General features: G+C 46.8%; 40 protein-coding genes. 13 read left to right on the top strand and 27 right to left on the bottom strand.

The annotated features are described in order from the left end of the window. Positions 1-26 precede the first annotated feature (26 nt). From LK436_RS14825 to LK436_RS14770, 12 genes are all read left to right on the top strand, one after another. Positions 27-269: a LexA family protein gene (locus LK436_RS14825; RefSeq protein WP_008395286.1), complete on the top strand. Its 243-nt coding sequence runs from the start codon at positions 27-29 to the stop codon at positions 267-269. Positions 270-274: 5 nt separating this feature from the next. Further along, on the top strand, positions 275-529 hold the full coding sequence (locus tag LK436_RS14820; protein ID WP_004611568.1) for a hypothetical protein: 255 nt from the start codon (positions 275-277) through the stop codon (positions 527-529). Positions 530-705: 176 nt separating this feature from the next. Further along, complete coding sequence (locus LK436_RS14815) at positions 706-909, top strand: hypothetical protein (RefSeq protein WP_226801081.1); 204 nt, start codon at positions 706-708, stop codon at positions 907-909. A 168-nt stretch (positions 910-1,077) separates the two neighbouring features. Beyond that, on the top strand, positions 1,078-1,425 hold the full coding sequence (locus LK436_RS14810) for a helix-turn-helix domain-containing protein (RefSeq protein WP_008395283.1): 348 nt from the start codon (positions 1,078-1,080) through the stop codon (positions 1,423-1,425). Between the two features lie 150 nt (positions 1,426-1,575). After that, positions 1,576-1,983: a recombinase family protein gene (locus tag LK436_RS14805; RefSeq protein WP_008395282.1), complete on the top strand. Its 408-nt coding sequence runs from the start codon at positions 1,576-1,578 to the stop codon at positions 1,981-1,983. 204 nt (positions 1,984-2,187) lie between these two features. After that, positions 2,188-2,508: a helix-turn-helix domain-containing protein gene (locus LK436_RS14800; protein WP_008395280.1), complete on the top strand. Its 321-nt coding sequence runs from the start codon at positions 2,188-2,190 to the stop codon at positions 2,506-2,508. Between the two features lie 10 nt (positions 2,509-2,518). Continuing rightward, positions 2,519-2,890, top strand: a complete 372-nt coding sequence (locus LK436_RS14795; protein ID WP_008395278.1) for a recombinase family protein — start codon at positions 2,519-2,521, stop codon at positions 2,888-2,890. A gap of 2 nt (positions 2,891-2,892) precedes the next feature. Further along, positions 2,893-3,330 (top strand): type II toxin-antitoxin system PemK/MazF family toxin, encoded by a 438-nt coding sequence (locus LK436_RS14790; RefSeq protein ID WP_008395276.1) that lies wholly within the window; start codon positions 2,893-2,895, stop codon positions 3,328-3,330. Further along, positions 3,314-3,526 carry a DUF6462 family protein gene (locus LK436_RS14785; protein WP_004611639.1) on the top strand — a complete coding sequence of 71 codons (213 nt, stop codon included), beginning with the start codon at positions 3,314-3,316 and terminating at the stop codon, positions 3,524-3,526. Before LK436_RS14790 ends, LK436_RS14785 begins: the two co-directional genes overlap by 17 nt. Positions 3,527-3,660: 134 nt before the next feature. Then, positions 3,661-3,837 carry a DUF6290 family protein gene (locus LK436_RS14780; RefSeq protein WP_004853384.1) on the top strand — a complete coding sequence of 59 codons (177 nt, stop codon included), beginning with the start codon at positions 3,661-3,663 and terminating at the stop codon, positions 3,835-3,837. Positions 3,838-3,869: 32 nt separating this feature from the next. Continuing rightward, the gene (locus LK436_RS14775) at positions 3,870-5,105 is read left to right on the top strand and encodes a tyrosine-type recombinase/integrase (protein ID WP_008395273.1); all 1,236 of its coding nucleotides are present in this window, start codon (positions 3,870-3,872) and stop codon (positions 5,103-5,105) included. Between the two features lie 276 nt (positions 5,106-5,381). Further along, the gene (locus LK436_RS14770; protein WP_008395272.1) at positions 5,382-5,858 is read left to right on the top strand and encodes a hypothetical protein; all 477 of its coding nucleotides are present in this window, start codon (positions 5,382-5,384) and stop codon (positions 5,856-5,858) included. 128 nt (positions 5,859-5,986) lie between these two features. On the opposite strand, the gene LK436_RS14765 is transcribed toward LK436_RS14770, so the two are convergent. Further along, positions 5,987-7,021 (bottom strand): site-specific integrase, encoded by a 1,035-nt coding sequence (locus LK436_RS14765; RefSeq protein WP_008395271.1) that lies wholly within the window; start codon positions 7,019-7,021, stop codon positions 5,987-5,989. Between the two features lie 243 nt (positions 7,022-7,264). On the opposite strand from LK436_RS14765, the gene LK436_RS14760 reads away from it, so the two are divergent. After that, positions 7,265-8,644 (top strand): transposase, encoded by a 1,380-nt coding sequence (locus LK436_RS14760; RefSeq protein ID WP_008394736.1) that lies wholly within the window; start codon positions 7,265-7,267, stop codon positions 8,642-8,644. Between the two features lie 207 nt (positions 8,645-8,851). Here LK436_RS14760 and LK436_RS14755 read toward each other — a convergent pair whose 3' ends face one another. The 26 genes from LK436_RS14755 to LK436_RS14630 all read right to left on the bottom strand — a co-directional run bounded on the left by LK436_RS14755 (position 8,852) and on the right by LK436_RS14630 (position 26,256). Then, positions 8,852-9,508 carry a hypothetical protein gene (locus LK436_RS14755; RefSeq protein ID WP_227910090.1) on the bottom strand — a complete coding sequence of 219 codons (657 nt, stop codon included), beginning with the start codon at positions 9,506-9,508 and terminating at the stop codon, positions 8,852-8,854. A gap of 27 nt (positions 9,509-9,535) precedes the next feature. Continuing rightward, positions 9,536-10,243 carry a DUF4313 domain-containing protein gene (locus LK436_RS14750; RefSeq protein ID WP_008394740.1) on the bottom strand — a complete coding sequence of 236 codons (708 nt, stop codon included), beginning with the start codon at positions 10,241-10,243 and terminating at the stop codon, positions 9,536-9,538. A gap of 128 nt (positions 10,244-10,371) precedes the next feature. Then, entirely contained in the window at positions 10,372-10,695 is a 324-nt protein-coding gene (locus LK436_RS14745) for a hypothetical protein (protein WP_008394742.1), read from the bottom strand. Further along, positions 10,692-11,786 (bottom strand): DUF4313 domain-containing protein, encoded by a 1,095-nt coding sequence (locus LK436_RS14740; RefSeq protein WP_008394743.1) that lies wholly within the window; start codon positions 11,784-11,786, stop codon positions 10,692-10,694. Before LK436_RS14740 ends, LK436_RS14745 begins: the two co-directional genes overlap by 4 nt. 48 nt (positions 11,787-11,834) lie before the next feature. Continuing rightward, positions 11,835-12,434 (bottom strand): hypothetical protein, encoded by a 600-nt coding sequence (locus tag LK436_RS14735; protein WP_008394745.1) that lies wholly within the window; start codon positions 12,432-12,434, stop codon positions 11,835-11,837. 101 nt (positions 12,435-12,535) lie between these two features. After that, the gene (locus tag LK436_RS14730; RefSeq protein WP_006874328.1) at positions 12,536-13,747 is read right to left on the bottom strand and encodes an ATP-binding protein; all 1,212 of its coding nucleotides are present in this window, start codon (positions 13,745-13,747) and stop codon (positions 12,536-12,538) included. A 136-nt stretch (positions 13,748-13,883) separates the two neighbouring features. After that, entirely contained in the window at positions 13,884-14,375 is a 492-nt protein-coding gene (locus LK436_RS14725) for a hypothetical protein (RefSeq protein WP_008394747.1), read from the bottom strand. Further along, on the bottom strand, positions 14,372-14,911 hold the full coding sequence (locus LK436_RS14720; RefSeq protein WP_044930293.1) for a hypothetical protein: 540 nt from the start codon (positions 14,909-14,911) through the stop codon (positions 14,372-14,374). Before LK436_RS14720 ends, LK436_RS14725 begins: the two co-directional genes overlap by 4 nt. Before the next feature lie 175 nt (positions 14,912-15,086). Then, positions 15,087-15,572 carry a hypothetical protein gene (locus LK436_RS14715; protein WP_008394749.1) on the bottom strand — a complete coding sequence of 162 codons (486 nt, stop codon included), beginning with the start codon at positions 15,570-15,572 and terminating at the stop codon, positions 15,087-15,089. Beyond that, the gene (locus LK436_RS14710; protein ID WP_008394750.1) at positions 15,565-15,993 is read right to left on the bottom strand and encodes a DUF6809 family protein; all 429 of its coding nucleotides are present in this window, start codon (positions 15,991-15,993) and stop codon (positions 15,565-15,567) included. Before LK436_RS14710 ends, LK436_RS14715 begins: the two co-directional genes overlap by 8 nt. A gap of 35 nt (positions 15,994-16,028) precedes the next feature. Further along, complete coding sequence (locus LK436_RS14705) at positions 16,029-16,712, bottom strand: YkgJ family cysteine cluster protein (protein WP_227910088.1); 684 nt, start codon at positions 16,710-16,712, stop codon at positions 16,029-16,031. 104 nt (positions 16,713-16,816) lie between these two features. Further along, complete coding sequence (locus LK436_RS14700) at positions 16,817-17,062, bottom strand: hypothetical protein (RefSeq protein WP_006874321.1); 246 nt, start codon at positions 17,060-17,062, stop codon at positions 16,817-16,819. A gap of 63 nt (positions 17,063-17,125) precedes the next feature. After that, a complete protein-coding gene (locus tag LK436_RS14695) occupies positions 17,126-17,665 on the bottom strand; it encodes a hypothetical protein (protein ID WP_008394752.1) in 540 nt (179 codons plus the stop codon). A gap of 103 nt (positions 17,666-17,768) precedes the next feature. Next, complete coding sequence (locus LK436_RS14690) at positions 17,769-18,602, bottom strand: hypothetical protein (protein ID WP_006874319.1); 834 nt, start codon at positions 18,600-18,602, stop codon at positions 17,769-17,771. Between the two features lie 38 nt (positions 18,603-18,640). Beyond that, positions 18,641-19,549, bottom strand: coding sequence for a DUF932 domain-containing protein (locus tag LK436_RS14685; protein ID WP_227910087.1), 909 nt, complete (start codon positions 19,547-19,549; stop codon positions 18,641-18,643). Between the two features lie 210 nt (positions 19,550-19,759). Then, positions 19,760-20,575, bottom strand: coding sequence for a hypothetical protein (locus LK436_RS14680; RefSeq protein ID WP_008394754.1), 816 nt, complete (start codon positions 20,573-20,575; stop codon positions 19,760-19,762). Between the two features lie 115 nt (positions 20,576-20,690). Further along, the gene (locus LK436_RS14675) at positions 20,691-21,092 is read right to left on the bottom strand and encodes a single-stranded DNA-binding protein (RefSeq protein ID WP_025529798.1); all 402 of its coding nucleotides are present in this window, start codon (positions 21,090-21,092) and stop codon (positions 20,691-20,693) included. Positions 21,093-21,385: 293 nt separating this feature from the next. After that, positions 21,386-21,994 (bottom strand): hypothetical protein, encoded by a 609-nt coding sequence (locus LK436_RS14670; protein ID WP_008394758.1) that lies wholly within the window; start codon positions 21,992-21,994, stop codon positions 21,386-21,388. Positions 21,995-22,161: 167 nt separating this feature from the next. Beyond that, on the bottom strand, positions 22,162-22,953 hold the full coding sequence (locus tag LK436_RS14665) for a CPBP family intramembrane glutamic endopeptidase (RefSeq protein WP_008394760.1): 792 nt from the start codon (positions 22,951-22,953) through the stop codon (positions 22,162-22,164). Positions 22,954-23,111: 158 nt separating this feature from the next. Then, positions 23,112-23,573 (bottom strand): hypothetical protein, encoded by a 462-nt coding sequence (locus LK436_RS14660; protein ID WP_008394763.1) that lies wholly within the window; start codon positions 23,571-23,573, stop codon positions 23,112-23,114. Beyond that, the gene (locus tag LK436_RS14655) at positions 23,570-24,265 is read right to left on the bottom strand and encodes a hypothetical protein (RefSeq protein ID WP_008394764.1); all 696 of its coding nucleotides are present in this window, start codon (positions 24,263-24,265) and stop codon (positions 23,570-23,572) included. Before LK436_RS14655 ends, LK436_RS14660 begins: the two co-directional genes overlap by 4 nt. 60 nt (positions 24,266-24,325) lie before the next feature. After that, the gene (locus LK436_RS14650; protein WP_008394765.1) at positions 24,326-24,907 is read right to left on the bottom strand and encodes a sigma-70 family RNA polymerase sigma factor; all 582 of its coding nucleotides are present in this window, start codon (positions 24,905-24,907) and stop codon (positions 24,326-24,328) included. A gap of 16 nt (positions 24,908-24,923) precedes the next feature. Next, positions 24,924-25,346, bottom strand: coding sequence for a zinc-finger-containing protein (locus LK436_RS14645; protein WP_003499641.1), 423 nt, complete (start codon positions 25,344-25,346; stop codon positions 24,924-24,926). A 41-nt stretch (positions 25,347-25,387) separates the two neighbouring features. After that, entirely contained in the window at positions 25,388-25,735 is a 348-nt protein-coding gene (locus tag LK436_RS14640) for a hypothetical protein (RefSeq protein ID WP_003499640.1), read from the bottom strand. 92 nt (positions 25,736-25,827) lie between these two features. Further along, positions 25,828-26,049: a DUF6133 family protein gene (locus LK436_RS14635; protein ID WP_006873414.1), complete on the bottom strand. Its 222-nt coding sequence runs from the start codon at positions 26,047-26,049 to the stop codon at positions 25,828-25,830. Between the two features lie 60 nt (positions 26,050-26,109). Continuing rightward, positions 26,110-26,256, bottom strand: a complete 147-nt coding sequence (locus LK436_RS14630; RefSeq protein WP_006873413.1) for a hypothetical protein — start codon at positions 26,254-26,256, stop codon at positions 26,110-26,112. Positions 26,257-26,306 lie beyond the last annotated feature (50 nt).

The following is a 26,306-nucleotide window of genomic DNA, read 5'->3' as shown; positions in this document are numbered from 1 at the left end:
TAGAGTAAAAAAGAGGGAGGCGGAACATGGGCGAAACAGCAAGAATTGATCTGGTAGACAGGGCACCATTGACAGAGAAGCAGCAGAATGTGTATGAAAGCATTATGCAATATCAGCGTGTGAATGGCTATGCTCCTACTATCAGGGAGATATGCAAGATGGTAGGGGTGGCATCGACTTCAAGTGTTTATGCACATCTGAAAATATTAGAAGAAAAAGGCTATATAGCAAGGAAGATGGATGCTTCCAGAGCAATAGCAATCTTGTAAGGAAGGTGATTACATTGAGCAATAAGGTATATGTTGATGTACTTGCAGAGTTTTCAAAGGACGGACTGCTCATTCCCAAAGAGATAACATGGGAAGATGGCAGAAAGTATGAGATTACACGAGTAAAAGACAAGCGCAGAGCAGCCAGTACAAGGGCTGGTGGAGTTGGAGAGCGTTATACCTGTGTGGTAGATGGAAAGGAAATATTCCTTTTCTATGAAGATAACAATATGTGGTTTATGGAAAGAGCCGGAGCCTGATGTGATTGTGTGCTGACAGCACACAATATGTCAGTTGGCTTTAGATCAGCAAAGCCGGGGAATGTGCAGACATTCATCGGAACTCCCGGCAAAAGGCTTGCAAAGGTGATTTCCCTTTCCTTTACGAGTACAGAATTGTAAATTGATGATTTTGTATGAATAAGGAGCGAACTGAATTGAACAAAGAAAATGTTATAGAAATTAGATGTAAAAAATGCAACAAGTTAATGATGGAATATTTTGTATGCGGTGATGATTCCGCTGTAGCACTTCAGAATATTGGAATTAAGTGTGACAGATGCAAGCGAGTGATGATACTCAAGAAGTATTCCGAGGGAATGATGAAGGAACATTCTGAGAATGGAACTTTCAGAATATAACGATTGAAAATTAAATTATAGCCCACCTGATAAGGGCACATCAAAAGATGGAAGCACCAGAGACGCAGGGGAAACGAACAGTATTTATGATACTGGTTTCCTCGTGCGTCTTTTTGTGCTGTAAAGGTAATCCGACTTGTTCGTTTCCAAGGGCGGCAAGGAGGATTTATGAGCAGTAAAGCACAGACAAGAGAAAAGGATTATGAGAGAGGAATACGAATTGCTGATAGAAGAAAGGAGATAGGATTATCACAGGATGAGTTAGCTCATAGAGTAGGTATAGGCAGACAAGCATTATCTGCGATTGAAAATGGTGGAGATTTTAAGACACAGACATTAGATAATCTAGCAATCGTACTTGGTGTATCTGTTGATTTCATAATGTATGGAAAGAATGAAGAAAAGTCGGAACTATTATCTGAGGCAATGGATGTTCTTTCAGATATGGATGAATTGCAGATAAGACAGTGTCTTGCAATGATGAAAGCAATGAAAAGCGTGTCAGTTGAAAAGTGATTGTCGTGTTTACACGACATAATTGTCGCCTGTACACGGTCGGCAATTAAGGTGTGGCAGATTACAATATACTTGTGCTTGAGATACAGCACACCACGAGAGTGGAGGCGCCAAAACTCTCCAATACGAAATCGTAAAGGAGATAACAAAATGAAAAAAAGAGATTTTAACTTAGTAGGAAACGAAGGTACAGATAATCAGGAGCTTGCAAAGGGTATTGCATTTGTAAAGTCACGCAGAGCGGAACTCAATGTAGTCCAGATGGTTGAAAGTATGCGTGATCAGGCAATACCTAATGGAGTAATAATAAATGATGCGTATTGTGATCGCTCAATGACAAGGGACTATGACAGAGAAGCACTGAATGCTTTCTTTGCAACACTTAAAGAGGAAGATTTTGAGGTTGTAGTAGTCAGAAGCCTGAATGAGATCACCGATGACATTTATGATCTGGAGGAATTTGTGAAGACCATCACAGATATGGGCATATGGCTCTATTCTCTTGAAGTCGGTCCAGTGCCAATTACTGTATCTCATGCAGAGGACTTTGGATGCTAACGGAGTCCTTTGGTAGATCGACAACAGAAAATCATTCCGGTCGGGACAAACAAGTCCCGGCTGTGAAGGATTGCAGATTTACACAGACTGCATTCGGAACAGTTGTACATGATTCAAGTGGGAAGTGGCTTGGTCAGTATGAAACAGAAGATGCGGCGGTAGAGATGCTTAGAGAAATGGCACGGGACAATGGAGGGTACGACGATGAAATATGAAGGATATAAAATTGGTCCGGTGATTCGTGATATCCGTAAGGACAAAGGACTTCTCATTGAAGAGGTTGCCGCTAAAACCGGAATAAGTGTTTCGACGCTTGGACAGGTGGAGCAAGGAGGAAGAAACTTGAGCATGAAAAACCTGTATATGCTTATGGAAGTTTATGAAACAGATGCAAATACCTTACTTGCAATAGAATGTACACCGGATTCATTAGATTCGAGACTTAAGCAGTTACCTGCAGATAAGCAGGATTATTTGAAAAAGACATTTGATTTTATGATAGAGCAGGCTTTGAAGTCAGCATAGGAGGCAGAAAATGAGAAGAAAGATTAAAAAGATGGATTGCATAGAATATCTTTCAGTGCAGGCTCCACTAGAAAAAGTAAATATGCTTGAAGACAAGCAGAGCAAATATATACATGAATTTGTAAAGAGAAAAGAATATTCAATCGTTGGAAAGATGAGACGCAATGGCTTTTCGCAGAGTGATGTTGATCGCCAGTGGAATCAGATTGTGAATATGATCCGCAAAAAGCAAATCAGTGGAGTAGTTGTTGCGAATATGGCAGCTATATCCAGCAGTGTCGCAGATGCTTATTTTAAGGTAGGACTGGTTATTGAAGCAGGCGGCATTGTGGTGACTGTAGATGAGGGCAGATTGGATATGCACATCAAGAAGGGAGCATAGATATGAGCAGACGAACAGAAAAAAGAAAGTATGGTAAATATAATAAATTTGATGTCGTGTATGCGGATTTTGGGAAAAACCCACATGGCATTCAGGGCGGAATCAGACCAGGAATAATTATTTCATGTGATGCAAGCAATCATGATGGTGCACCGCAGGTGTCAGTAGTCCCTTTGAGCAGTAAGTTAAAGGATATTCCGGTACATGTGATTTTAAATCCGAAGGATGTGAGTGGATTTGGATTAAGTAAGATCTCTGATTTTATGCCTGAAGATGCACAGACAATTTCAAAAGGCTGCATTAGAGCAAAAAGTGGAACTGTCATTGAGGATTCAGGCGTGAGAGAAGAAATAGACAGAGCATTGATACGACAGTTTGATCTGTTACCTGTAGCTCGCAAAATGGTAATGGAGGAGTTAGCAAATGGACAGCAGAACTAAAAAGACTAATAATAAAAGATTTGTTAGATATTCAGAAGGAGCAGAGATGTATTCAATGAGTGTGTCAAAGTTTATGCAGTTAGCGAAGGATGCAAAGGCATGTTATAAAGTGAATCAGCTGGTGTTGGTTAATCTGGATATTATTGACGAATATCTTGAAACTTTCCACATTGTAGATGACGAGTTTTATAAGTAATTATGAGAAATGACGCATTAGTATAGAAGAAATACAAACAAGTATGGAGAAAAATGAGCCAAAAGAGAAAAAATGTATTGACTTTCGGTCAGACCAAAAGTATAATATGATTAAGATATGAAGGAGGCATACAGATGGCTAGAACTGGAAGACCAAAAGCAGAGAAACCTTTTGATCATAAGGTGACTGTTAAATTCAAAGAAGAGGAATACCAGATAATGGTTGAGTATGCTGAGACTCATAATCTATCCATTTCGCAATTGATTAGAATGGGTGTTGAATTACAAATGAAGCAGCAGGCTAATCAGTAGAACAGGCTCTTTTCTCCGGAAAGGAGAGAATAATGGCTTGTAGAAAAGATGGTAAAGGCAGAGTATTAAGAAAGGGTGAGGGTTACAGAAAAGGCGACGGAAGATACTCATATGTATATATTGATCCATTAGGCAAGAAAAGAACCATTTATGCAAAGTCTTTGGTAAAACTTCGAGAAAGAGAAGAACAGTTACAAAAAGACCAGTTGGATGGACTTGATATCTATGTCGCAGGAAAGGCTGATGTAAACTTTTTGTTTGACAGGTACATATCAACTAAAACAGAATTGCGCAGCACTACTTACAGTAATTATTTGTATACATGGAATCATTTTATTCGTGATACATTTGGCAAGAAGAAAGTAAGAGATGTGAAATACTCAGACGTGTTGTTCTTTTATACAGACTTGATTAATAATCAGGGATTACAGATTAATACGCTTGAGACAATTAACACAGTATTAAGACCTACATTTCAGCTTGCTGTCAGAGATGATATCATAAGGAAGAATCCGGTAGACGGAGCATACTGTGAAGTAAAAAAGCGTAATGGTGGTGTCAGAAAAACAAGGCGAGCGTTGACTGTGGATCAGCAGAGAAAATTCATGGAGTATGTAGCAAAGAATCCGTTCTTTTATCACTGGTATCCATTTTTTGTATTTTTGTTAGGAACTGGATGCAGAATAGGAGAAGCAATCGGAGTACGCTGGGATGATATTGATTTGGAGAATCGAATCATTGATATCAATCATAGCTTAACCTATTACCAGAGAGCGGATGATTCATATAAATGTGAGTTTAGAGTATCTTTGCCAAAGACGGAAGCTGGTAATCGTAGAATACCTATGATGCAGCAGGTATATGATGTGCTTCAGGAAGAATATGAGAGACAGAAGCAGGAAGGCTTTTGTGTTGAGAATGTGGATGGGATGACCAATTTTGTATTTACAAACCGATTTGGGATGCCACATAACCCAGCAGCAGTAAACCGGGCAATCAAGAGAATTGTGGATACACATAATTCAGAAGAAGAGGTAACTGCTAAAAAGGAGAAGAGAGAACCTGTTATGATTCCAAGATTCTCCTGCCATATCTTTAGACATACGTTTGCATCAAGATTTTGCGAGAATGAAACCAACATCAAAGTAATTCAAGAGGTAATGGGACATGCTGATGTATCAACTACCATGAACATATATGCAGAAGCAAACCCAGATGTTACCAAATCAGTAATTGAGAAATTATCAAAAAATATGGATATTTTTTAGAAAAGAGTCCTGCGATTGAACTCTTTGAAGATTGAAAAATATACCTATTCATACTGTGGCAAATATGTTATACTTGCTAAGTATTGTTGTGTTTGACACAGCAGTACATGCATAAAATAAAAAGACGTATTTTAAGGCGAATGACATCTTTTGGACGCACAAAAGTCAAAAAAACGTCCAAGAGTATCCAAGTATATAGAATCCGGGAAAGCCCATTTTCCAAGGGTTTACAAGGATATACAAGAGTTAGCTTAGCAATCAAAAAAATTCCCCACAATGAAGACCCTGGACCCAAAGAAGGCTGAAAACAAAGCCGAAAAAGCAGCGGTAAATGGTTCTGCAGAGGCTGCAACCGTGTCCGCGCCAAGCGTACAGATTGATCTTTCCAAGGTGAAAATCGAGCCTTTGTTTGCAGATGATGTAGACTTTGAGACATTCAGCAAGTCTGATTTCAGAGTGGTTAAGATCGAAGCCTGTGAGGCAGTGCCGAAGTCCAAGAAGCTCCTGAAATTCACACTGAATGACGGAACAGACCGGAAACGCACCATTTTAAGCGGTATTCACGAGTATTACGAGCCGGAAGAGCTGGTTGGGAAGACCTGTGTGGCAATCACAAACCTGCCGCCGAGAAAGATGATGGGTATTGATTCCGAGGGTATGTTGATTTCCGCAGTGTACGAGTATGACGGACGGGAAGGCTTAAATCTTTTGATGCTGGATGACAGTATTCCGGCAGGAGCAAAGCTGTACTAAAGAGGTCATTTACTACAAAAAATCGCGTTACTACAACTTTTCTACAACTTTTGCGTGAGACCCTACGAAACCGGATGAAGCAATATGAAAGGCGGATCTGCTTATAAAATGCAGATTCGCCTTTCTTTTTACATCAGCTTCATGTTCACACTAATGTTTTTTGCCTTCTCCTGCATATTCTCTTGTGTGATATGGGTGTAGATGTCCATTGTGGTAGAGAAATCGGCATGCCCCATGACTTGCTGAATGAATTTAACATCGTTGGTGCTTTCGCAGAGCCGGGTACAGAAGGTGTGCCGCAAGTTGTGAACACTAAAATGAGGGAGCAAATCCGGTTCACGGTCTTCCAGTTCAGCCTGATCCATTTCCTCCATGTTGTAAGTTACGCTGATTCTCTCAATCGCCCGATTGATATTGTGGGCGCTCATGAATGAGCCGGTTCGGTTGCGGAAAACAAAACCGTGAACTCCTCCTAACACCAGTTGATCGTCTGGATACAATGCGTCGATGGTTTCAATCTGGAGGCGAAGCTGCTCGGCCACCTCTGGATAGAGGATAGGGATAATTCGTGTACCGCTCTCAGTTTTGGGAGTGGTAATGTGAAATCCGGCTTTTCCGTCAATGACCCGGTAGATTAAGTTGTGGTTGACGGAGATTGTGTTTTCGCTCAAGTTAATATCGCTTTTGGTAATGCCGGTACATTCTGCTACACGCATTCCTGTTCCAAGGAGCACAGTCATGATGGGGAGCCAATGGCTGTATGTAGGGGACTTGGCAATAAAACGCAGGAAATTCTGCTGTTGCGTTTTAGTGAGTGCGATCCGCCGTTTAGGTTTTGGAGCGCTGCCATCCGTCTTGAGCTTGCGGTAAATGCCCTTGCTGGGATTTTTGCGGATGTAATCGTCGTCCACGGCCATTTCAAGCGTAGGGTGAACAATGGTGTTGATGCTCTCCAGTGAGTTGATAGCAAAGCCGTGTTTCAGCAGTTTGGTATAAAACGCGAGAATATCACTTCTGTGGATTTGTGGCAGAGGCATGTTAGCGAAAGGCTCTTCTTTCACATAGAAGTCCCACAGGTAAAGATAATTTGCTCTGGTAGAGGGCTTCAGTTTGATGTTGTTATTCATGTAGACCTTGAACATATCATTCAGGGTAAGCTTCATGGCTTCCTGAGTACGGATGCCATCATCCTTATCTTTGTTGATCTGCTTTTCTTTGACACGAAGACTTGCGAGATCGGAGTCGTAAAGATATTTCTTTTTAGTGCCTAACTAAAACTTCCCACACCATATTGGTGCGTTGATCCTTGAAAATTCAATATTTCAGCCAATAAAAAAAGCATAAATCTGTTCCGTTTGGTATAATGGAATTGACTAGAAACCATCTTTACAAAGGAGATTTATGCCATGTCCAGTATACCACAAAACTATTTCGTTGAGAACGACTTAATTGACTGTGTTCAGAGATTTTTTTCCAAACATCATGTTGGCAGGCTCCTTGCCAGATGTAATGGAATGAAGGAAAAAGGTGTTTCATCTGTTTCCCTGCTTCGTTATAAACTCAGCAACATTTTTGTCGGAAGAAGTATGTATATGCAGCAGCGGACTGGCTCTTTTAAGGAGGCGTTTTCCAAGAACACTTTCTACCGTTTCCTTAATTCTTCAAAAACAAACTGGCTTCGTTTTACTTCTCTTCTTGCAGCTGATATTGTCAATCATGACATTCGTGATCTGACAGATCCGGAAAGAAAAAATGTCTTTATCATTGATGACAGCCTTTTCAACCGTACCAGCTGTAAGAAAACGGAACTGGGATCAAAAGTTTTTGACCACACGGATATGCATTTCAAAAAGGGCTTCAGGATGCTTACTTTAAGCTGGAGTGATGGAAACACACTGATCCCTGTAAACAGCTGCCTGTTAGCGTCTGCAAAGAATACAAATATCATCGGCCCGGTAAAGGACTTTGACAACAGAACCCTTGCAGGAAAAAGACGTGCGCTAGCCCAAACAAAAGCACCAGAGGCAATGATGACTTTACTGAATACAGCCCTCAGTGCAGGGCTGAAAGCGGATTATGTCCTGTTTGATTCCTGGTTTTCCAATCCAGCACAGGTCACAGCCATCCATGCAAAAGGCATGGATGTGATTGCCATGATTAAGAAAAGTAGCCGGATCAAATATTCGTACGGTGGTGAACAGCTGAATATCAAAGAAATCTATTCCCGGAACAAAAAGCGCCGTGGCAGATCAAAGTATCTGCTTTCTGTTGATGTTATGGTAGGAAAGGCGAATCCAATTCCGGCGAAAATCGTATGCGTAAGGAACAAGGCAAACCGCAAGGACTGGCTTGCTTTTATCTGTACAGCTACAACACTTTCCGAGGAAGAGATTATCCGTATTTATGGAAAGCGCTGGCAGATCGAGGTCTTTTTCAAAACCTGCAAATCCATGCTGAATCTGGTTGGAGAATGCCACAGTTTATCTTATGATGCACTGACAGCCCATGTGGCGATCGTGTTTACCCGATATATGTTACTTGCAATGGAGCAGCGCCAAAATGAAGATCAGAGAACGCTTGGTGAACTGTTCTTCTTCCTTGTTGATGAAATGGCAGACATTACTTTCAACAGGTCACTTTGCATCCTGATGGAAGCCTTGATGGCAAGTCTTCAGGGAATCTTTAAACTAAGCGATGAGCAACTGAATGCTTTTACCGCTGATTTTGAAGCAAGATTGCCGGAATATCTGAGAAAAGCACTCCATTTGGAAGCTGCAGCGGCATAAATCGCTATTTTGTTAGCTGAAATATTGAATTTTCAAGGAACGAATCCCATTTTAGGTATGGGAAGTTTTAGTTTATAATTATATAGCAGGTTGACTTTTGCAACAAGATTTTATAAGTGTACATAAAAATAAATAACTATTTCATAGAGAAAAATGCACCGAATACAGAGTCGATAGGCATACTGTATCCGGTGCGTTGCAGACTTTTTAACCTTTCAGATAGTAATGTACATACACATTATAATCTCGACGCCTGGTAATCAGCCGCAGCCAGATATAAAAGTGAGCAGTTTCCGAATACAAATTGAATTCGGTGGGCTCGCTGGTGGGCTGGGCGTACCCTCGGCAGAACCGTGTCAGGGTGTCCAAATTCCGAAACTCCGGCAGTTGGAATAGCGCATCCTGGAAAGCATCAATTTCACGGGCAACTTCCAGAACAGGCGTATCCTTTTGGCACTGATGCCAGGTGGTCCACCATTTCCATCCATCATAATCAGAACGGGAATAGGCTATCTCGCTGGCAGGACGGGAGCCTTGCTGAAACAGATCTTCAAAGGCGCAGGAAGTAGTCAGTAGCGGATCTTCAAAATTGGTCTGCTGCTGGCTCAAACCGTTTTTGACAGCTGCCCATTCTGTTAGAGGGAGTGGGCAACGGTTGGCATCACGCAGGGCTTCATCCATACCGCACGCCTCGCAGATATGGACATCTGCATAGCGGCTCAGGGCGTTGATGACCAGCCTGCGGTCCAGCGTCTGACCACACCGAAGACACAGGGATGGTTGCTCTGCCTCTGGGGTAAACAGCAGTTTGTCCTGCTGCCATACGGTTTCCAACAGGGATTTGGGATAGATACGGATCTTCAATGATGATGTCCTCCTATTTTATTGTCTTTAATATTCGTACCGTTTCCTCCGGTCTTCAGACCAGGGAGGGTAGACACGCAATTCTTCCTGAAACATGGCCATCAGCTCGGTTGCCATGTCCTCTTTACGCCGATAGATGCGCTGCTTCTCTGTACCATCTGCATAGAGGATGGTAGTTTGGAGTGCGGGACCTTTCTGCGTGAAGATGAATTTGCGGCCATGAGAAGGGTCAAATGCCTCGATCCAGAGGGGCAGGGTGGAGGAACTCCCATCCAGACACCGCCAGCCGCTGTAATCGGTGTAGCTGAATCCGTTGATTTCTCGCGCCAGTCTTCGCAGGGCAAGATACAGCCGCTCAAAGCGGCGCCCCAGTTCGCCTTTCTGCCGCCGGATGTAGAGGGTATGCCCCTCATGGTCCAGGGCGTCCAGTTCTTTGCCATTAAACAGGTATTCAGGGTAAAGGCAGCCATCCGATTCAAGAATTTGCCCGGTAGGTTCCGCAAGGTGATTGTCTGACAGCCAGACTGGAAAAAGTCCGTCTGCGGCTTTTATATTGATGAAAGCGCAGTGGTCGGGCCGGATTCCGGTTAAGTTGGTGGTAAGGGTTTCCCAAAAAATCAGGATGCCGTGATCCTTTTCATAAAGCTTGATGGCGAGATTGCCGTTGGGATATGTACTGATTTTCAAAGTCAGCTGGGATCGGTGTTCGCCCAGTGTAAATACGAGAGTATTCATAAGCGTTTTCCTCCAAAGAAGCACCGGACGCCTGCAAAAATGCAGATTGCCGGTGCTTCTTAGTGTGTGTTCCGGACAAGGAAACCGGAGCAGGGAGAGGAATGCAGTTCCTCTCTGGTCATCGTCAGCTACACAGCCAAAGTTTTTGACTCGAACTGATAGCGCAGAACCTGAGCCAGTTTTGTCCTGTTTTCACAAGTAATGCGATAGGTAGGGCCATAGTTGTGCCGCTGTTCATCCATCCTTCGAATGGAAATGCTAAATCGGGGGCCCTCCTGAGTGATCCACAGACGCCTGCCCGTGGCAGCATCTTCAGCAATAATCCATAAAGGGCACTGCATGGTCATGTAGGTCTGGGGGTAAGCACGCCAGCCGCTGCGGTCATGGTAACAGAAACCGGGGGTAGTCTGCCGCCTTTCATTCAGTACATCATAAACTGCCTTATATTTCATGCGCTGCACCGCCTTTCAAAGTTTTTCAGGTAGCCTGCATACCCTTCCGGGTCCAGCTCCTGCAGCCGGTTGGCACGAAAACGATATTCGGGATAGGTGCAGAACCCACTCTGCATGGTGCGGCCGGTTGGGATAGCCAGACCATGTCGTATGAGCCAAGTGGGAAATTCCGAATCGGCATTGGTGTCGATAAAGGCATGGTCTTTTTGCCGTTGGCCGGGCAGGTTGACGGTGAGAGTCGCCCAGGGTTCCGGGTCGCCGCTTTCCCATGTCACCATTTGTATGGCAAGGTTTCCATTCAGGTAGGAAGTCACCTGCAGCTGGATGGGGTGCGTGGCGCCAAATTTCTTGTAAGGCAAGGTAACAGGTGCCGCATCGATATCCGGTTCTTCGTCCGCCACGCCCAGTTCCCAACTAAGGGACAAAATCTGGCTCTGACTCAGCGTGCGGGCATATTTCTTTGCGTATTTTGGCTTGAAGAGCAGGGCGCCGTCCTGCAGGAGCAGTTTTCCTTCTTTTTGGTCCTGGATACAGCGCAGGCCATGCAGACGGGGCTTTGCGCGCTCCACCGCATCGTGGATCTTCGGATGGTCAAACCATATGGAATACTGTACGGCTACATGGAGATGGGGATGCTCCTGAAAGCGTGAGCATAGGAGCTCCAGCACCTGTTGACAGACTTTTCTTCGTTTCTCCAGCGTCTGACGCTCGTTAAAGGTCAGCGTGAAATATGAGAAATCCCGTTCGGATGCGTCTGCGGCACTGTTAAAGGGATTACACCAGAAGTACAGATCCCATCGGTCGCTGCCATAGGACACAGGGATATTTTCGTCATACTGGTAGCAGACAAAGTGCTGTGCGATGGCTTCCATGACGGGTTTCATTGCTGCGCTGCTCTCCAAACTTGCCTGACGGATATACTGTTCCCATTCTTCGCGGGTGTGGCTGTCATAAAACTGTTTGTTGGCTGCGGCCTCTGCTTCGGTGCATAGGGATTGCAGGCGCAGGGAGTGGACGTCTTCTTTGGCATAGCCTTTTTCAAACCATCTGGTATCAATATTCATATGGGAACGATCTTCGTGGATTTTCATTTTGCATCCTCCTTGTGTATAGTTGCTGCATTTTTTGACGCAGTGTGGTCATTGGTCTTTCCAGTCATAGAGCAGTAGGTCATGTCCGGAAGATTTGGCTTCGGCTCTTTTGTCCCGGAAACGGTAGTTGGTAAACGCAAAGCCGGTGGGCTTGTGGGTATAGCGGATAGCCAGAATGTGGAACTGACTATTTAGCCATTCGGCTGAGTCTACTGCTTCCTCAGCGGTGTTCTCAACATCGGTGGCAAAGAGCCAGTTTTCCCAGTACCAACCATGCCCAACCGTTTCTCTGGCATCCGGCAGGGAAAGCAGTTTTTCCCTCAGTGCTTCATGATCCTGCAGGTGCGGATGCTGTGTATGAACGGACTGCACCAGCGACTGCCGGAATTGGTAGAAAGGCACGAAGGGTTTCTTGCCTTCAAAGTTACCATTGCCATCCAGTGCACAGACTACACCATTTGCAATCACTTCAAAGATAAGGTCTTCCCGGATGAGACTGCCATTTTCATGCCAGTCCGGTGTAGAGCTGTACCATGCGCCGCTTTCGGTATCCCGGTTGTAGTAGCGTATCGGTTCTGCAATGGTGCAGAATACATCTATACAGAATCCGGGATCTTCAAACAGAAAAGATATTTGTCGTTTTATCATCAGGTGTTTCCTCCTAAATGAAAAAAGGACCGGCAGGCCGCTAAATGCAGTCTGTCGATCCTTTCGGTTATAAGCCGCAGGTAATGCGGCAGGGTTCCTCGTTAAATCAAAGAGATAGGCACGATCAGATTGTTCTGATCAAAAGCGCCCAACTGGTCAGCCATGCACAGGATAGCACCAGTGCCGCGCTGCAGTGGGGACTTGTCGATCAGGTCAAATACCTTCGTCAATTTCTTTGGCGGCGAGGCCATCTTTTTGATCTCGATGGGAAACAGTTTTCCGTCCCGCTCCAGGATCAGGTCGATTTCTCTGGCATCCTTATCCCGGTAGTAGTACAGGAAAGGCTCCTGACCGGCGTTCTGATAGGTCTTGATGATTTCCGCTACGGTATAGTTTTCCAGCAGTGCGCCGCTCATGGCTCCTTCCATGGCTGTCTCCGGACTGCTCCAACGGGTCAGGTAGCAGACAATGCCGGAGTCGTAGAAGTAGAGCTTGGGTGTGGATACGGTGCGTTTGAGGACATTATTGGAATAGGGCTCCAATAAAAAGATGATCCCCAGCGCCTCCAGAACATGAAGCCAGTTTTTGGCTGTGGTCTGGTCGATCTCCGCATCATCGGCAATGCCCTTGTAATTGACCTGCTGGGAAGTCCTGGCGGCGACAGAACGCAGGAACCGCAAAAACTTCAAGCTGTCAATGTCATTGGATAGCCGCCGCACATCCCGTTCCATGTAAGTGTCAATGTAACTGGAATAGAAGATGGAGGCATTGGAATAGGTTCCTGTGACCAGAGCAGGCATCCCGCCCTGATGGATACGCTGAAAGACCTCTGGCGTGTTCAGCATTTGGCGTCCGTTCTGCCGTTCGGACAAAAGAGGCAGCTCCAGGCTGAACGGTGGTTCAGGAGGCCGTTTCATGATCTCACTCTGGGAAAGCGGTGAGAGGTGGAGCAGAGCCACCCGGCCTGCCAGAGATTCCTGTACGCCCTCCATCATCTTGAAAAGCTGAGAACCCGTCAGCCAGAAATCGCCGGGCTGATGGCGTTCATCTACCATGATTTTGATATATGGGAACAGTTCCGGTGCGTATTGCACTTCGTCAATGAGCAGCGGCGGCTGATACAGCTGAAAGAACATCTTTGGGTCCGTCTTGGCGAGTTCCCGCAGCGTCAGATCATCCAAAGAGACCTTTTTGCGCCCCTTGCCCTCGACCTCTATCAAATGTTCCAGCATGGTAGTTTTTCCAACCTGCCTTGGGCCGGTAAGCAGAAGCACAGGATACTGTTCATTCAGCTCCATCACCGGTTTCTCCATGTGTCGGGTGATATACACAGGCGTTCCTCCTTTCTTGATTTCGGCTGATATATTATTATATACCTATTTTAGCCGAAAAAATCTGATTTTGCAAGTAGGCAGTCTGCAAAGTAAATTTCAGTAGCGATTTTAAGGGTCATTCCTGCGCAGCGGAGGGGTTGATCATTTCCTTCAGACTGGCGATATACTGCCTCCATGCCTGCCTGGATTCCTCAGCACGCTTCAACTCGGCAAGCTGTTCTTCCGGAGACAGGGCTTCAAACTCGCATTGGCGGCAGTCTCTATCAATATCCTGAAAGATACGGTTCAGGATGGAGAGAGCCAGTTCTGTAACAGTGGGGCTGTGTTCATCAAGTGCCCTGCGACCTTGACGGAACAATTCCAGATAGTGCTCATACTGCTGTTCACTGATGAATTCCCAGCCGTAGGCTTCCTGGATGTCGCTTTCGCTATGGTATTGCATGGCCGCTTCAAATTCTGCCTCGCGGTCTGCGGCTTCCTTTTCGATGTGCCGCCTGAGCTTGGCGCGGATGCGCTCCAAGTCTTTGAGCAAAAGCGTACAGGCTTTGGCCTCCATGAGATAACCGTGAGCCTCGCTGTTTAGATATCGTTGGGATGTTTCTTTCATGCGGCAGATTCCTCCTTGGATTTGGATTGGACAAAGAGCAGGAACCCTTTGCTGGTATCCTCCAGGAGTTGCCATGTACCATCCCTCCAGACGCAGGCGGTTGCATCGTTGTAGATTTCTGGCGTTTTGGGCGGGTCATCAAAGCATTCCGGCGTCACATAAAGGCACATATGCCCCATATAGAAGGGCTGCAGAGCTGCTTCTATCTCTTTGCGCAGGGCAAGGGCGAGTGATTCGATCTCGTCAATATCCTGACGCTGGAAGGCAGCATCTGAGATCTGTTTGAGCCGCTTGGTTTGCTTCACAGCTGCATCAATATAGGGTACGGCCTCATCAAAGTATTTGTGTTTGATCCGCATACCATCGAATACCAGAAAGCGGGTATAAGCGGTAGCGGCTTTACAGATGTCTTGCCGCAGGGCATCAAATGGTTTTTTGTATTTGGTTTTCAGCACCTCCATGGATACGACCTGCAGGTTGCGCCGCAGGGTTTCCAGATGGTTCACTAAAGTGGTGCGTAGTTCATCTCGTTCCATAGGCATCCTCCGTGGGTAGCTTCCGGGCGGTTATCCGCGCCGGAAGTGGCGGCAGTGCTTATGCACATTGGCGTGGGTAAACGCAAAATTCTTGCAAGCCAGCAATCGGTTCCGTTCTCTGGGGGATTGTCGGGCAACGCTTGCATGATACTTTTTAACAGGTGTTTTTATAGGGTTATTCGAGTTCAGGTTCCCAAGGGGTATCTTCCTCATAAGGCGCAGCCTCCTTTTCATTGTCAGCGGACTTGCCGGCAGCCCGTACCGTCAGTAGAAGGGCATCTTCCCCGACATCGTTGCTGTGGGACTTTCTGGCGCGTTTCTTTTTGCATTTTTCCACCGCTTTGTCATAGTCGTAGCCGATACCAGCTTGCAGTTTATCCGCAATTTTACGCAGTTTTTCTGCATGGTACTCGTAGGTAGCACGATGGAATCCAGTCAGCTCCCACTGATCGCACACCGATTCCAGAAGCCGGACATAGTCCCGCAGTGCATTGACCGTTTTGTAGATATCGCCATAGCAGGTAGTAAAGGTATGAACGCCATCAAGATCCCGAAAGCAAAAAATCAGTTCTTCCCCTAAAAACTGTTCCAGTTGGACTGATTGTGCGATCATTGGCCGAAAAGCTTCCTGGGGCAGTTTGGGCAGTCTGTTCTCATCCATTATTATCCTCCCCATGTTCCGGTACTGGCGGTTGTGGGCCTAAGCCTGCCGCAAACATCTGCACAGCGGTACGGTAACCAGAGGCGTATGCCTGCTCCAATACAGCAGAATTGCGACATTGTACCGCAGTCTGATACTGTTCAAAAGCGATGGACGCCTCGTTGGAGAGCAGCGGAAGCAGAGCTTTTTCTTTCTGATGTACTGCTTGGTTAAAAGGTGCGAGGCGTTTATCGGGCTTGAACACATCTGCTTCATATTCGCCATAATAGAGCGAAGTGAGAAAGCGTGGGTCTGCCGGAAAGGATATAGCAGATGGTGCAGGGCGAGAAAGCGCCGCCGCAATATCTTTGAGTGTGTTGATCAGTGCAGGGAGCTGAACATTAAAAAATCTTTGCCCCATTGCTGTTTCGTGTAAATTCATAAAATAAGGCCCCCTTTCTAAAAGCCATTTGCCTTTTACTGTTCCCTGACAATCCGGTGCAGGTCTGCTAACAGATGCCGGTTATTCTGCTCATACTGAGGCTGAAAAGGCTGGTCTAAATCAAAATTGTAATAGCGGTAGTAGAGCACCTTGAATACAATGCCTGGCCACATGGCAGGATCAATGGCGCGCATCAGTTTGCCCAGTTCGGTAGCGATCTCATATTCCCGCTTTACATATTCTTTGTCTTCCCGCTTGAAATTCTGATACAGCCAGTCCTTGACGGATACCCGGCCGCCGGTAAAGTGGCTCTGGTGTCGGTCCAGACACAGGCAGTATTCAAAATCGCGGCCACGCTCCCCTGGACCTACGGTAAGAGGATAGATACGGCAGGTACGGGTACGGGCAGGGTAGACAGAACAGCGCCCATCCGTAAGGAAGATGCAGGAGCCGTTAGGGGCTTTTGTCTTGAGCATATAGATAGGGAAGCCTTCCTCAGTCAGTGGTTCTGGTTCGCAGTAACGGAACAGGAAATCCTCTATTCCTTCGATGGGCTCACCTTTTGTTCGGAGATAGCGAGCCAGACGGTAGGCGTCCAGACTTTCCACCATTACACAGCCTTCGATATTGCGGCAGCACGCCCCGCATTGACGGCAGGAAAAGGTGAACTGGTCTTTGGGGCGGACTGATTGGATATCATTCATGATTTCTTCGTTCATTTTGTTCCTCCATAAAAAGAGCCGTGACGGAATGGTATCCGCCACGGCCAGAACTTGTGGAATAGTCAGCGTGAGCCGGCTGTTCCAATCCATTTACAGCCCCTTCACGCACATGCGGCCAATCTCACAGGGAGCGGACTGACAGCCGCCAGCGGAAAAGGGGACATGGAGAGATGGTAGTGGGAGTTCTGCGTTTCAAAACGGACGCAATCCTCCGACTCCTCCAGAATCGCCACCACACGCGAAGTATGGTAGATGTTTCCTCCGGCGTGCAGAATCGCACCCCGTCCAACAGACAGTGGACGCAGCAGAGAACCATTCAAAACGATCTGTTTCTTTTCTTTCTTCATTCGGTTTGACCTCCAATCTTTTTGAAAATGTGGATGTAAGGGTATTTCTTATCTGTAATGGGTTCATCCATAGCAAATATCCAGCAGCACATCATGGACTTCAGCCAGCAACTCTTTAATGCGCCGCATAGGAACCTTCTGGGTGCGGGCAATCTCACGGATGCCATAGCCGCCCTGTTTCAGATGCACAATATCCATTTGCTGCTTAGAGACTCTGCCGGCCAGCTCGTGGAGAAGAAGATCCATTTCCAACTGCTGCATGATTGGGTCATGGGCAGGAATGGTATCTTCTAAAGGCGCACCATCGGGATATAACCCGACATGAATACTGAGAACCTCCATATTGCGTTTGCGGCGAGTTTGGTATCGATTGTAATTAGATAAAGCCCCCTGCATTGATTTCCAGCTGATTGTGGCGAAGGAGTATTTCTGAAGCTTGGGCTCGTTGAAATAGCGATACACTGCTCGGAGATAGCCAAAAATGATCACATCGTAAAACTCATCTTCCGGCAGACGGTTTTCATTTAAAAACTTGTAGACTAGACCATGATGATCGGCGGCAAATGCCTGCTGTTCTTTGTTTAATGGTACTTCACATAACATAGTGGTTTCCTCCTTAAATAAAAAAAGAGGGATACCTCCGGTGTGTTAGACCGAAGGCATCCCTTTGTTTATGTGTCATGTGGCACAAACCACATCAAGATACTTATGCAGGCAGCTGTTCGCAGTCACCATTGATCTGGCTGACAGTATAGTGACCATCTGCCGGCTCGTTGGTCATGGCGCCAGGCTCGATTACATAATCGCAGCCGGTGTCGCGCTGCTCCTCAGTGATTTCGGCACGCTGCTGGAGCAGGAGTTTGATCTGCTCCTTAAAACTGTTGGCGTAAGCCCGGATCTGAGCCAGCTCCTCGCCCTGGAAATCCTGCAGCAGTTTGAAGGTAGCAACACTGTAGTCATTGGTGCCGTTGTTCTCACGCTTGAGACCAATCTGCACGATACTGCCGTAAGTGGCGCGGCGGCGGAGCATGAAGGCCCGGTTCAGAAATTCCTTGAAGGGCTTGATGCTGGTAGGAGGCAGATTTACCTGCAGAGGCATGTATTCACCACTGCGAAGCAGGTAGAGCACACGCATATTTTTACAGGCTTTTCCCTTGCTGCCATCAGGTGCAGAACCAAAGCGGTTCATCACGCAGGCAGCACAGGCGCCTCCGGGAGTGCCGATGCCAACCTTGCCATCCACAGAAGAACAAAGCGGCGTGGTATCGTCGTCATATTCGCTGCCAGCCGGCCAGTAGGCGCAGGTGGCGTGGTTATGCAGAATAACGCCTACCAGATTCTTTTCATAGTCGGGATTGTCCGGATCATCGGACGGCATCTCAAACTGGAGTGTGCCGCCGGCGGGAATCTTGACACGCTGAAAACTCATCTGCAGACCATCGGCGTCCTCAGCCAGTTCCTCGGCGCTGAAATCGCCTTCGATCATAGTGGGGAGCATGAATTTTTCCTGTTTCATCAAATCGCTGTTCTGATTATACATAGTGGTTCCTCCTTAAAAACTGTGATGGTTGCAGATGGTCAGGCGGCCATCTGATTGATACGGTTCCACTGCTGTCGGGGCATGGACAGGATATTGTATCCGATCCCCTCCAGGGCAGTGGCGCGGTCATAGCTGTCCACATCCTGACTAAAGCGTGTTACGGCATTGGATAGCCCATAGAGGGTCAGATCCTTGCCTTCAATCAGACGCTGCAGAACGCCGGTGCTTTCTTCCTCGGTGATATTGAAATCCTTGCTTGCCAGACGGACAACGCCGGGAATATCAGTGGTATTCATCTGAACGGTTGTGGCTTCACGCATCATGCCAACTACCCGTGTAAACCGCGTTTCATCCACGGCGGCCATCACGGTATCTTTGATCTTCATGGCAAATGCGTGGTCATCAGCGGCCAATGTCTCCTGTGAGAACAGTTGAAAGTTTTCATCTGCCTCATTGACCCGGCCGATGTGAGTGCGGCGAGTCTGGGCATCGTTGACGACCATGCCGTTACTGCATACCAGCCGATAGACCAAAGGCTGGATGTTGACGGAACCCAGTCCAACTTCGCTATTGCTGATGATAACGCCGGACTGTACGATGTCACCGGGTACAACTTCGGCTTCAAGCCGCTTGTTGACTACCTTGATGTACATACGGCTGTCCGTGATCTGGCAGCTTTCAAAATAGGCGTCCTCCATTTGCTGAATGACAGGGAGGACGATTTCTGCAATGTCCAGATTGTCAATGCGGCGATAGCGGTTGCTCAAAAACGCCCGTACAGTGCCATCCAGAGTGCGGACCATACGCTGGGTCGGTTCCCGCTGGAACCAGGAATTCACATTCTCCGCCAGCAGTTCTGGATAATCGGAAAGCATACGGTCATAGTAAGCAGCCGGAATCTTCAGATGTGTGCCGATCTGCCGATGGGCGATCTGGTTAATCTCCAATGGCTCTACCAGTGGGTCATCGTGGTCATCAAAGGTATGGAGATAAAGTTGAGAACCAAAAGGTTCTACTTGAAGCCGTCTGGTATCAAGCAAATAGTCTTGCTTGAGTTTGGATTGGCGTTCAATCTGCTGTGCCATTTCCACGATGGTAAGTCCTGATTTCATTCGTCAAGTTCACTCCTTTCTCTTCGCTCCTTGGCGTCAGAAGCATTACCAGGACACCTGAATGCCCTGGGCAGTGACTTCTGCGGCCAGACCATTGCTTTCCAGTACCTCTGCCAGACGGGGCCAGTAGACCTTCTGGGGAAAGTTGTTCAGATGCTCCTGAGAAACAGCATCTTCGCCCTGCTCAATGCAGATATCACCGTCTTCCCGAAGCGTCAGTTTGCTGTGCCCACGGGAATTAAGGTCGGAGATCAGTGTTTCCAGTACAGAGCGTCCCTGTGTTTCATACCAGATACGGGGATCAACGGGCTGCCTGTTCGGAGGTGTTGTATCATCCTCACCGGTTTCTCCGCCGACCTTGGATAGCGGAACGATCTTGACCATATCGCATTTGATATTGGCGTTCTGATCCAGTGTCACATCAGCGTGATCAAACTCGTCAATGCCAAAAACACGGATGCGGCCGGTACCGCCATTGCGGATCAGCTGCTCCGGCTGCTTTTCACACCACTCGAAGGTGGCTTGCGGATAAGCGGAGCGCAGATATGCCAGAATACGATGGTTGGTGTGGCGAACCAGCAGGTCATCGGAGCTGGTGCTGCCCAGGTCAGGAATTTCAAAATTTCTTGTTTGGATGCCTTCTGCATGGAGTTGTCTGGTGCGCTGCTGACGCTGGCGATGCCGTTTAGCCTGCTGCATATAGGGGAGAAGCAGGATCAAAACTACCCACAGTCCCCAGAGAGTGAAAACGCCCAGAAGCAGCCAGACTTGCCAGGGCCCGCGTACCAGAGCCATAATTGCGATGACCGCACCAATCAGGATCGTGATGCTGCCACTCAAAAGTCCTCTGTCATTATTCATGTTTGATACCATCCTTTTTCTGAATTTGTTGGAAAACAAAAAAAGAGGGACCGCACCAAGCTTTCAGTTTCATTCTGAAAAACTTGATACGGTCCCTCTTGGGCGCCGAAGTAAACTACTCCGGCAGGGATTCACGGTCACCGTCCAATACCTCTGTGGGAGGCGGTGCGGGTTCCGCAGTAATGTCCGGGTCATTCTCCTGTCTGTTCGCTGTGGCGGGCTGTTTGGGGAGGAAACCAAAGTCATTTAGACTGACCTTCAGTTTCTTTTCCAATTTACCGTCCTTCATGCGAACATCTACCAGCCGCTGTGAGCCGGCAAGCCAGATCATACTGCCTTTTTTGACCTTGAATTGCATGAGCCGGGTGACATCTGCATCCCAGGCCCATACCTGATAGAACTGCGTCCAGTTTTTGGTGCGTTCCATCAGATCAAAGCATACATAGCTTTGTTTGGACTGGCTTTCTTTGGGTACGAGGTCGTTCATGACGCGCCCGAACACAAAAATCTGTGCCATAACACTCCTTTCTGCCATTGGCATTATTATCTATATAAAAAAGTGCCAGCAGTTTTTCGGCCCTAAAAGGGCGCAAAAAATCACTGACACTTGCATACAAACTTAACAGCGTGTGCAATGCAGGCTTTTGGCCTACGGTACAGATCAAAAAGACCTGTATTCCCAAATGGGATACGCACAAAAATCAATTACAAGTTCAGTATAGCACTGGATCTTGTGTCTGTCAAGATATAAAACACTATATATAGATTTATTGCCAGTGACAAGCACGATATGTAGTAGTTGAAAAGGTCTTACTCTGTAAGATGGTTCATAACACGGTAGTAGTCATCCAAAAGGTAGAATTGAGTCTTTGTTGGGGATGCCGTTTGATAGTCAAAGGTCAGACCGTATAGGCTGCCGGTGCCATCTACTCCCAGAGGACCAAACCAGCAGGACATTGTATGGCCGTTGAAATACCATAGCTGCAGGTCATTATATTCCGATTCGGTAACGAGTCCTTTGCGTGCCAGCCGAAGGGCCTCATCTTCACTGATCAAAGGATGAGACAGAAAATGGCGGTAGAGATCATCGGACATACCAAGCGCCTGCTGGTAGGTAAGCGGGTTGGGATTGTCCAGCCACCAGCGGGTCAGCGCTTCAAAGTCATGGATGACTGGGTGGGGCGTAAGGCTGCGGAATTGTTTTAGAAAAGCGGTTACCGTTTCCGGATCGGCTGGAGCTGGTACGGGTATTTCCTGCACACAGTTATTGAGAAAGGCAAACGCGATTTTCTCATCGGTTTTGTCCTCCAGCATCAGTCCGAAGCGTGACAAAGGAGCGAGCAGGAAATGCTCCAGCGCAAAGTTTTCTTCCAGAAAGCGATAGACTTTGTATTGTTCAATGGTGTGGGGCTTATACATGGGAAACCCTCCTTTCTTTTATCTACCTAATAAATAGGGACGGAAGGAATGTATTCTGCAAAATATAAGGAAAATGAAATGCTCCCTTTATGGGAGACAGTGAAAATAAACTGTCATCATAAAAGGAGCATTTCAAAACAACTTCATGATTGTTGGTTTGTGACTTCTTATGCAATATTCTTCTTTTTCTTTGCCATAATAAATCCAATTATCATAATCACATTCAAAACAAATACTACAACACTGCCTTCAATTTTATAAATTCCACCAGATAGCAGTTGATTGCCACCGAATGTCATATTAAACAAATGTGGATAGTCCTCTGCAAGTGATACTCCTCCCAAAATAATCGCTCCTACACTATTCCAGAGAAAATGAACGATTATAGGGGCAATTAAAGAATTTGTATATTCCAAAACTGCTGTCATAAACAAACTCATTGTCAAAACATTCAAAACAGGGAGAGTTCCTGCTTCAAAAGCACCTCCATGTGCAAAAGTAAACAGCATGGTAGACACAACAGTTGCCGCAACTACATTGTAGTTTCTCTTTATCATCTGATATAGATAACCACGAACCAACATTTCCTGCATAATTGTGTTGATAAAGGCTGATAGTATCCAGAGCCAGAGCATAGAAATATGATTAGTACCTTCTATCCGTGCAGACCCGGTAAAAAGCAAAATACCGACAGATATACCTAACCAACTTAGTCCAACTGTCCCTCCTAATACACTGCTATAGACGGGGCGCTGTGTGAGATGTAACTTGGTTTTTTTACGATCTACAAACCAAAAAATGACGGTCATAATAACAATCGCCAAAAACGGTATTAGTTCTGCAAAAAACCTCCACAACGCTGTATTGTCAATATCAGGAATCGGTATAACTGATACGAAAATTGCCCATCCAATAAAGAAAATGATAGATTTTAATGATACTTCTATTAGTTTTTTCATATCTCTAAAACTCCTTGATGCTAATTTACATAAAGTACATTATACATCACTTTGTCAAGGAGTTGAATCCTTTTTGTAAAATGATTGCAATATAAATAGATTTCTGTTCCCTCAAAAAACATTAGGGGGATGTCAGTCATATCTTTCAGTTCCGCTTTCTACGGCTCGCTGATTGCTTCATAGCCCAAAAAGCTGTTCGTTGAAAGTGCGGCATCCAGATAGTCATTTCCAACGGTAGGTCGTGCCCCTTTCTGAAAGTAAAATCGGTAGGGTTCGCCTATTTTAAGCCGGGCCGATTTACTGAGAAGCAGTGTGATCTCTACGCCATGGCTGTCTATCAGATGTACTTTGCGGTAGCGGCGGAGCATAGGTGTACTGATACCGGCGCAGATGCCTTCCACTACTTCGTAGTTCTTATGTGCCGCAGTCACCCAGATTCCTCTACAGGATATAAGACAGGCGCAGAGTACGATAATTCCCAATGCCAGCAGGATATGATCTTTAGTCGCCACGCAGATGATGACGCTGATTCCCGCACTGGCGATTCCGGCCAGCAGAGTGAGCAGAAACTTTCTCTGCAATACAGTGGGAAAAAGAGTCCATTGTTCCATCATGCTCATACCCTCTCAAAGATAATCTGCTGCCGCAGATAAAGATTGGCAACGGCTAATGTCACCGGCTTGCTGCTCTGGCTGATTTTGACCATGCTGGCAATGTTGTCACTGGTGGTCGTTTCATCGCCGTAGAGGGAATCCAAAAGCGCACATTCATTGGGGAGACGGGAAATATTTTTATCTATGCACTTGATGATCTCAGCAGTGGAGAGCAGGGCTTGTCCGGCAAGGCGCATGACCAGAGCTTCGTATTTGGTGCGTTTCTCTTTCTGGAACAGTTTCCGCGCGGCGGATACCGGAACATGTGCCAGCAGCGTCAGCTTGACAAAAGAGGCGAGCCGGAGGAAGAACGGTCCGCTGGTTGGGATAATGCTGAGCGAGCCAAGCAGGTCATACAGAGCATCGTATTCTGTTTCACCACTGCCGGATACCAGAAGGCCACGGGTCAGCAGGCGGTTTGTACAGTCTTCCCAAGACCGCTCGGTACAGTAACCGGATGCGGTGGATAGCTTTTCGTATTCTTGTGCGATGTCATCCCAGCGCAGGATTCTCCAGTTGAGCATGCTCCAAATCACCATTTCCTGCATATCGACCATGTACTCTTGACCGCCTAACAGGATGATTGGACAACTGCGGTTGCAGCCGTTTGTCCTTCTCTCAAACCGGCCGACCGCAGTGTATAGGGTTTTGATTGCCATATTTCGATACCTCCTTTTTATACATATCCCTTACTGATATTGATGCTGATTTTCAACAAATCAAAGCAGGCAGGTCAAAAAGTCAGGGTCATTGCGAAGTTTTTCCAGAGAACGGGAAATCCAGGCACCCACATGGGAAGGAGGGACTTGATAGAGGGCGGCGATGTCTGTAATGCGCATTCCCTGGACCTTCAGCGCCAGCGCTTCGATGCCAAGTCTGGCAACGCCCTGATAGTTCTGTTTGCTGGCTTCCAGCAGATCAAGGGTCTCCAGACGAGAAAGATGGGAGTCAAAATGGTCGTCTGGCTGGTCTATCTGTTCTCCATCTGCAGCCAGTTCGCCCTGTTCTCCGATGATCAGCCGGCTGATGTGCCGTCCCTGGCTACAGATTTTGCGGCAGTAGGAGAGGATTCCGTTTTTCACAACCTTTTTGGCGTAGGTTGAAAACTGTGCCTGTCCGGCATGGTAGGTAAAGGCGGCCTTGCAGAGCCACAGGCACCCTTCCTGAAACAGATCTCCATACTCCAGACCACAGATGCCGGGATTCACATGAATGTTGTTGACAATGACCCAGTGAACGATGGACAGGTTTTTTTCTACCAGTGTCTGCTGGTCTTTGGTAAGCTTAAAGTTTTGCTTCATCCGGCTTCACCTCCGTTCAGGCAGCACGCCCGGATGTGTACGCCGGAGCCTGCTGACAGAGGGAAATGACTTGCTCGCACATATATTCGGAAAACTGGCCGATGTGGGTCTGGTGTGCATCCAGTCCCAGCTTGGCTTGCAGCCAGATATAGACTTCCCATTTTTCCATATGGCAGTCCTGCTGCAGTTTTTTTAGGGCACGATGGGCTAGAATGCGTTTGTGGCGCAGATCGCCATTCGCCAGTGTCCCCATGGGGAGCAATGTGCGCTCATGAGCACTGACATAGGCATTGCAGGCCGGCCATCTGTCGCAGACATACAGGAATTTTCCTCTGGTCTGTGGAGTAGATCCATACACAAGGCTTGCAGGCCGAAGAGAAGCGTGAGCATGACAATAAGGACATTTGATTTGCTTTTGTTTCAATAAAATCACCTCCATTACGCGCCGATGACGGCGGCATTGCGTCTTAACAGGCAGAATCATCCGAAGTAGGTATCCCGGTCTGGGCATAGCTGTAAAAACGGACATACATGGTCCGAAGAGGTATGCCATTCCAGAAACTTGGTATAAGCAGTCCGAAACGAGCGGCACTCCAGAATTGCAGAGCATTCTTCGGGGTCCACTGCTTCTCCACTCAGCTTCCGCACTGTCTGAACGGACAGAAAGATCGGCTGACAGCCTGCGTCTGCTGCCATCAGGAATCCCTCACAAGATGCCTGCCGGATCATTGGACAAAGTGAACCGCTGCAGCGGATGAACAGGGCGTTACGCCAGTTACCCCGGACTGCCTGCAGAAAGGAATAGAACTGACACGGTTTTTGATTCATGCTTTCACCTCCGTTACAGTACATTTGCATTTCTAAAAATAAAAAAAGGAGCCAGCTGCAGAAGTTCTGCAAACTGGCCCCTGATTTGGTGCTTAGGAGAACAGACTTTCAATCTCCTGGGTGATGCGGGGGATGACCGTATCATTGAAGATGAGGGTCAGAGCCGCCAGGAGCAGCGCACCCAAAACTACGGCGATAATGATTTTGACGGCGTCCGAAATGTAAAAATCGCCGCGCTGATTGGACAATGCCATACGGCCGCGGTTGAGCAGATAGTTGGCTTTGGTATAGATATGGGTCGTGAATTTTCTCATGGGTAACCTCCTGTTATATGTTTGATGATTGAGTGGATGGTATATCAAGTCCACCGTCTGTTAAGCGCGGCGGATAGGCTTGATCAGATTGTTTTTGTTGGAACGGGGCCGGTTCGGATATGCTTTAGGCCGCTGGAACAGCAAGCAACGAAAGCGGCGTTTTTTGGTGCCGGTATCATTCGGCGGATAAAATTTCTTTTTGGGCATAGGCATTCTCCTGTAAAAAATGGAGCCGGGCTGATGAAACAGTCCGGCTC

The organism is Clostridium sp. M62/1 (genome assembly GCF_020736365.1).
Classification (GTDB): domain Bacteria; phylum Bacillota; class Clostridia; order Lachnospirales; family Lachnospiraceae; genus Otoolea; species Otoolea saccharolyticum_A.
Note: the sequence above shows the minus strand (reverse complement) of the source record. Positions and strands in the feature narration are given on the sequence as shown.

Bases quoted from the DNA above. Each gene is read 5' to 3' on its own strand.
- LK436_RS14825 (WP_008395286.1), top strand. From the start codon at position 27: ATGGGCGAAACAGCAAGAATTGATCTGGTAGACAGGGCACCATTGACA.
- LK436_RS14810 (WP_008395283.1), top strand. From the start codon at position 1,078: ATGAGCAGTAAAGCACAGACAAGAGAAAAGGATTATGAGAGAGGAATA.
- LK436_RS14805 (WP_008395282.1), top strand. From the start codon at position 1,576: ATGAAAAAAAGAGATTTTAACTTAGTAGGAAACGAAGGTACAGATAAT.
- LK436_RS14800 (WP_008395280.1), top strand. From the start codon at position 2,188: ATGAAATATGAAGGATATAAAATTGGTCCGGTGATTCGTGATATCCGT.
- LK436_RS14795 (WP_008395278.1), top strand. From the start codon at position 2,519: ATGAGAAGAAAGATTAAAAAGATGGATTGCATAGAATATCTTTCAGTG.
- LK436_RS14790 (WP_008395276.1), top strand. From the start codon at position 2,893: ATGAGCAGACGAACAGAAAAAAGAAAGTATGGTAAATATAATAAATTT.
- LK436_RS14785 (WP_004611639.1), top strand. From the start codon at position 3,314: ATGGACAGCAGAACTAAAAAGACTAATAATAAAAGATTTGTTAGATAT.
- LK436_RS14780 (WP_004853384.1), top strand. From the start codon at position 3,661: ATGGCTAGAACTGGAAGACCAAAAGCAGAGAAACCTTTTGATCATAAG.
- LK436_RS14775 (WP_008395273.1), top strand. From the start codon at position 3,870: ATGGCTTGTAGAAAAGATGGTAAAGGCAGAGTATTAAGAAAGGGTGAG.
- LK436_RS14770 (WP_008395272.1), top strand. From the start codon at position 5,382: ATGAAGACCCTGGACCCAAAGAAGGCTGAAAACAAAGCCGAAAAAGCA.
- LK436_RS14765 (WP_008395271.1), bottom strand. From the start codon at position 7,021: ATGAAGCTTACCCTGAATGATATGTTCAAGGTCTACATGAATAACAAC.
- LK436_RS14760 (WP_008394736.1), top strand. From the start codon at position 7,265: ATGTCCAGTATACCACAAAACTATTTCGTTGAGAACGACTTAATTGAC.
- LK436_RS14750 (WP_008394740.1), bottom strand. From the start codon at position 10,243: ATGAATACTCTCGTATTTACACTGGGCGAACACCGATCCCAGCTGACT.
- LK436_RS14745 (WP_008394742.1), bottom strand. From the start codon at position 10,695: ATGAAATATAAGGCAGTTTATGATGTACTGAATGAAAGGCGGCAGACT.
- LK436_RS14740 (WP_008394743.1), bottom strand. From the start codon at position 11,786: ATGAAAATCCACGAAGATCGTTCCCATATGAATATTGATACCAGATGG.
- LK436_RS14735 (WP_008394745.1), bottom strand. From the start codon at position 12,434: ATGATAAAACGACAAATATCTTTTCTGTTTGAAGATCCCGGATTCTGT.
- LK436_RS14730 (WP_006874328.1), bottom strand. From the start codon at position 13,747: ATGGAGAAACCGGTGATGGAGCTGAATGAACAGTATCCTGTGCTTCTG.
- LK436_RS14725 (WP_008394747.1), bottom strand. From the start codon at position 14,375: ATGAAAGAAACATCCCAACGATATCTAAACAGCGAGGCTCACGGTTAT.
- LK436_RS14720 (WP_044930293.1), bottom strand. From the start codon at position 14,911: ATGGAACGAGATGAACTACGCACCACTTTAGTGAACCATCTGGAAACC.
- LK436_RS14715 (WP_008394749.1), bottom strand. From the start codon at position 15,572: ATGGATGAGAACAGACTGCCCAAACTGCCCCAGGAAGCTTTTCGGCCA.
- LK436_RS14710 (WP_008394750.1), bottom strand. From the start codon at position 15,993: ATGAATTTACACGAAACAGCAATGGGGCAAAGATTTTTTAATGTTCAG.
- LK436_RS14705 (WP_227910088.1), bottom strand. From the start codon at position 16,712: ATGAACGAAGAAATCATGAATGATATCCAATCAGTCCGCCCCAAAGAC.
- LK436_RS14700 (WP_006874321.1), bottom strand. From the start codon at position 17,062: ATGAAGAAAGAAAAGAAACAGATCGTTTTGAATGGTTCTCTGCTGCGT.
- LK436_RS14695 (WP_008394752.1), bottom strand. From the start codon at position 17,665: ATGTTATGTGAAGTACCATTAAACAAAGAACAGCAGGCATTTGCCGCC.
- LK436_RS14690 (WP_006874319.1), bottom strand. From the start codon at position 18,602: ATGTATAATCAGAACAGCGATTTGATGAAACAGGAAAAATTCATGCTC.
- LK436_RS14680 (WP_008394754.1), bottom strand. From the start codon at position 20,575: ATGAATAATGACAGAGGACTTTTGAGTGGCAGCATCACGATCCTGATT.
- LK436_RS14675 (WP_025529798.1), bottom strand. From the start codon at position 21,092: ATGGCACAGATTTTTGTGTTCGGGCGCGTCATGAACGACCTCGTACCC.
- LK436_RS14670 (WP_008394758.1), bottom strand. From the start codon at position 21,994: ATGTATAAGCCCCACACCATTGAACAATACAAAGTCTATCGCTTTCTG.
- LK436_RS14665 (WP_008394760.1), bottom strand. From the start codon at position 22,953: ATGAAAAAACTAATAGAAGTATCATTAAAATCTATCATTTTCTTTATT.
- LK436_RS14660 (WP_008394763.1), bottom strand. From the start codon at position 23,573: ATGAGCATGATGGAACAATGGACTCTTTTTCCCACTGTATTGCAGAGA.
- LK436_RS14655 (WP_008394764.1), bottom strand. From the start codon at position 24,265: ATGGCAATCAAAACCCTATACACTGCGGTCGGCCGGTTTGAGAGAAGG.
- LK436_RS14650 (WP_008394765.1), bottom strand. From the start codon at position 24,907: ATGAAGCAAAACTTTAAGCTTACCAAAGACCAGCAGACACTGGTAGAA.
- LK436_RS14645 (WP_003499641.1), bottom strand. From the start codon at position 25,346: ATGGAGGTGATTTTATTGAAACAAAAGCAAATCAAATGTCCTTATTGT.
- LK436_RS14640 (WP_003499640.1), bottom strand. From the start codon at position 25,735: ATGAATCAAAAACCGTGTCAGTTCTATTCCTTTCTGCAGGCAGTCCGG.
- LK436_RS14635 (WP_006873414.1), bottom strand. From the start codon at position 26,049: ATGAGAAAATTCACGACCCATATCTATACCAAAGCCAACTATCTGCTC.
- LK436_RS14630 (WP_006873413.1), bottom strand. From the start codon at position 26,256: ATGCCCAAAAAGAAATTTTATCCGCCGAATGATACCGGCACCAAAAAA.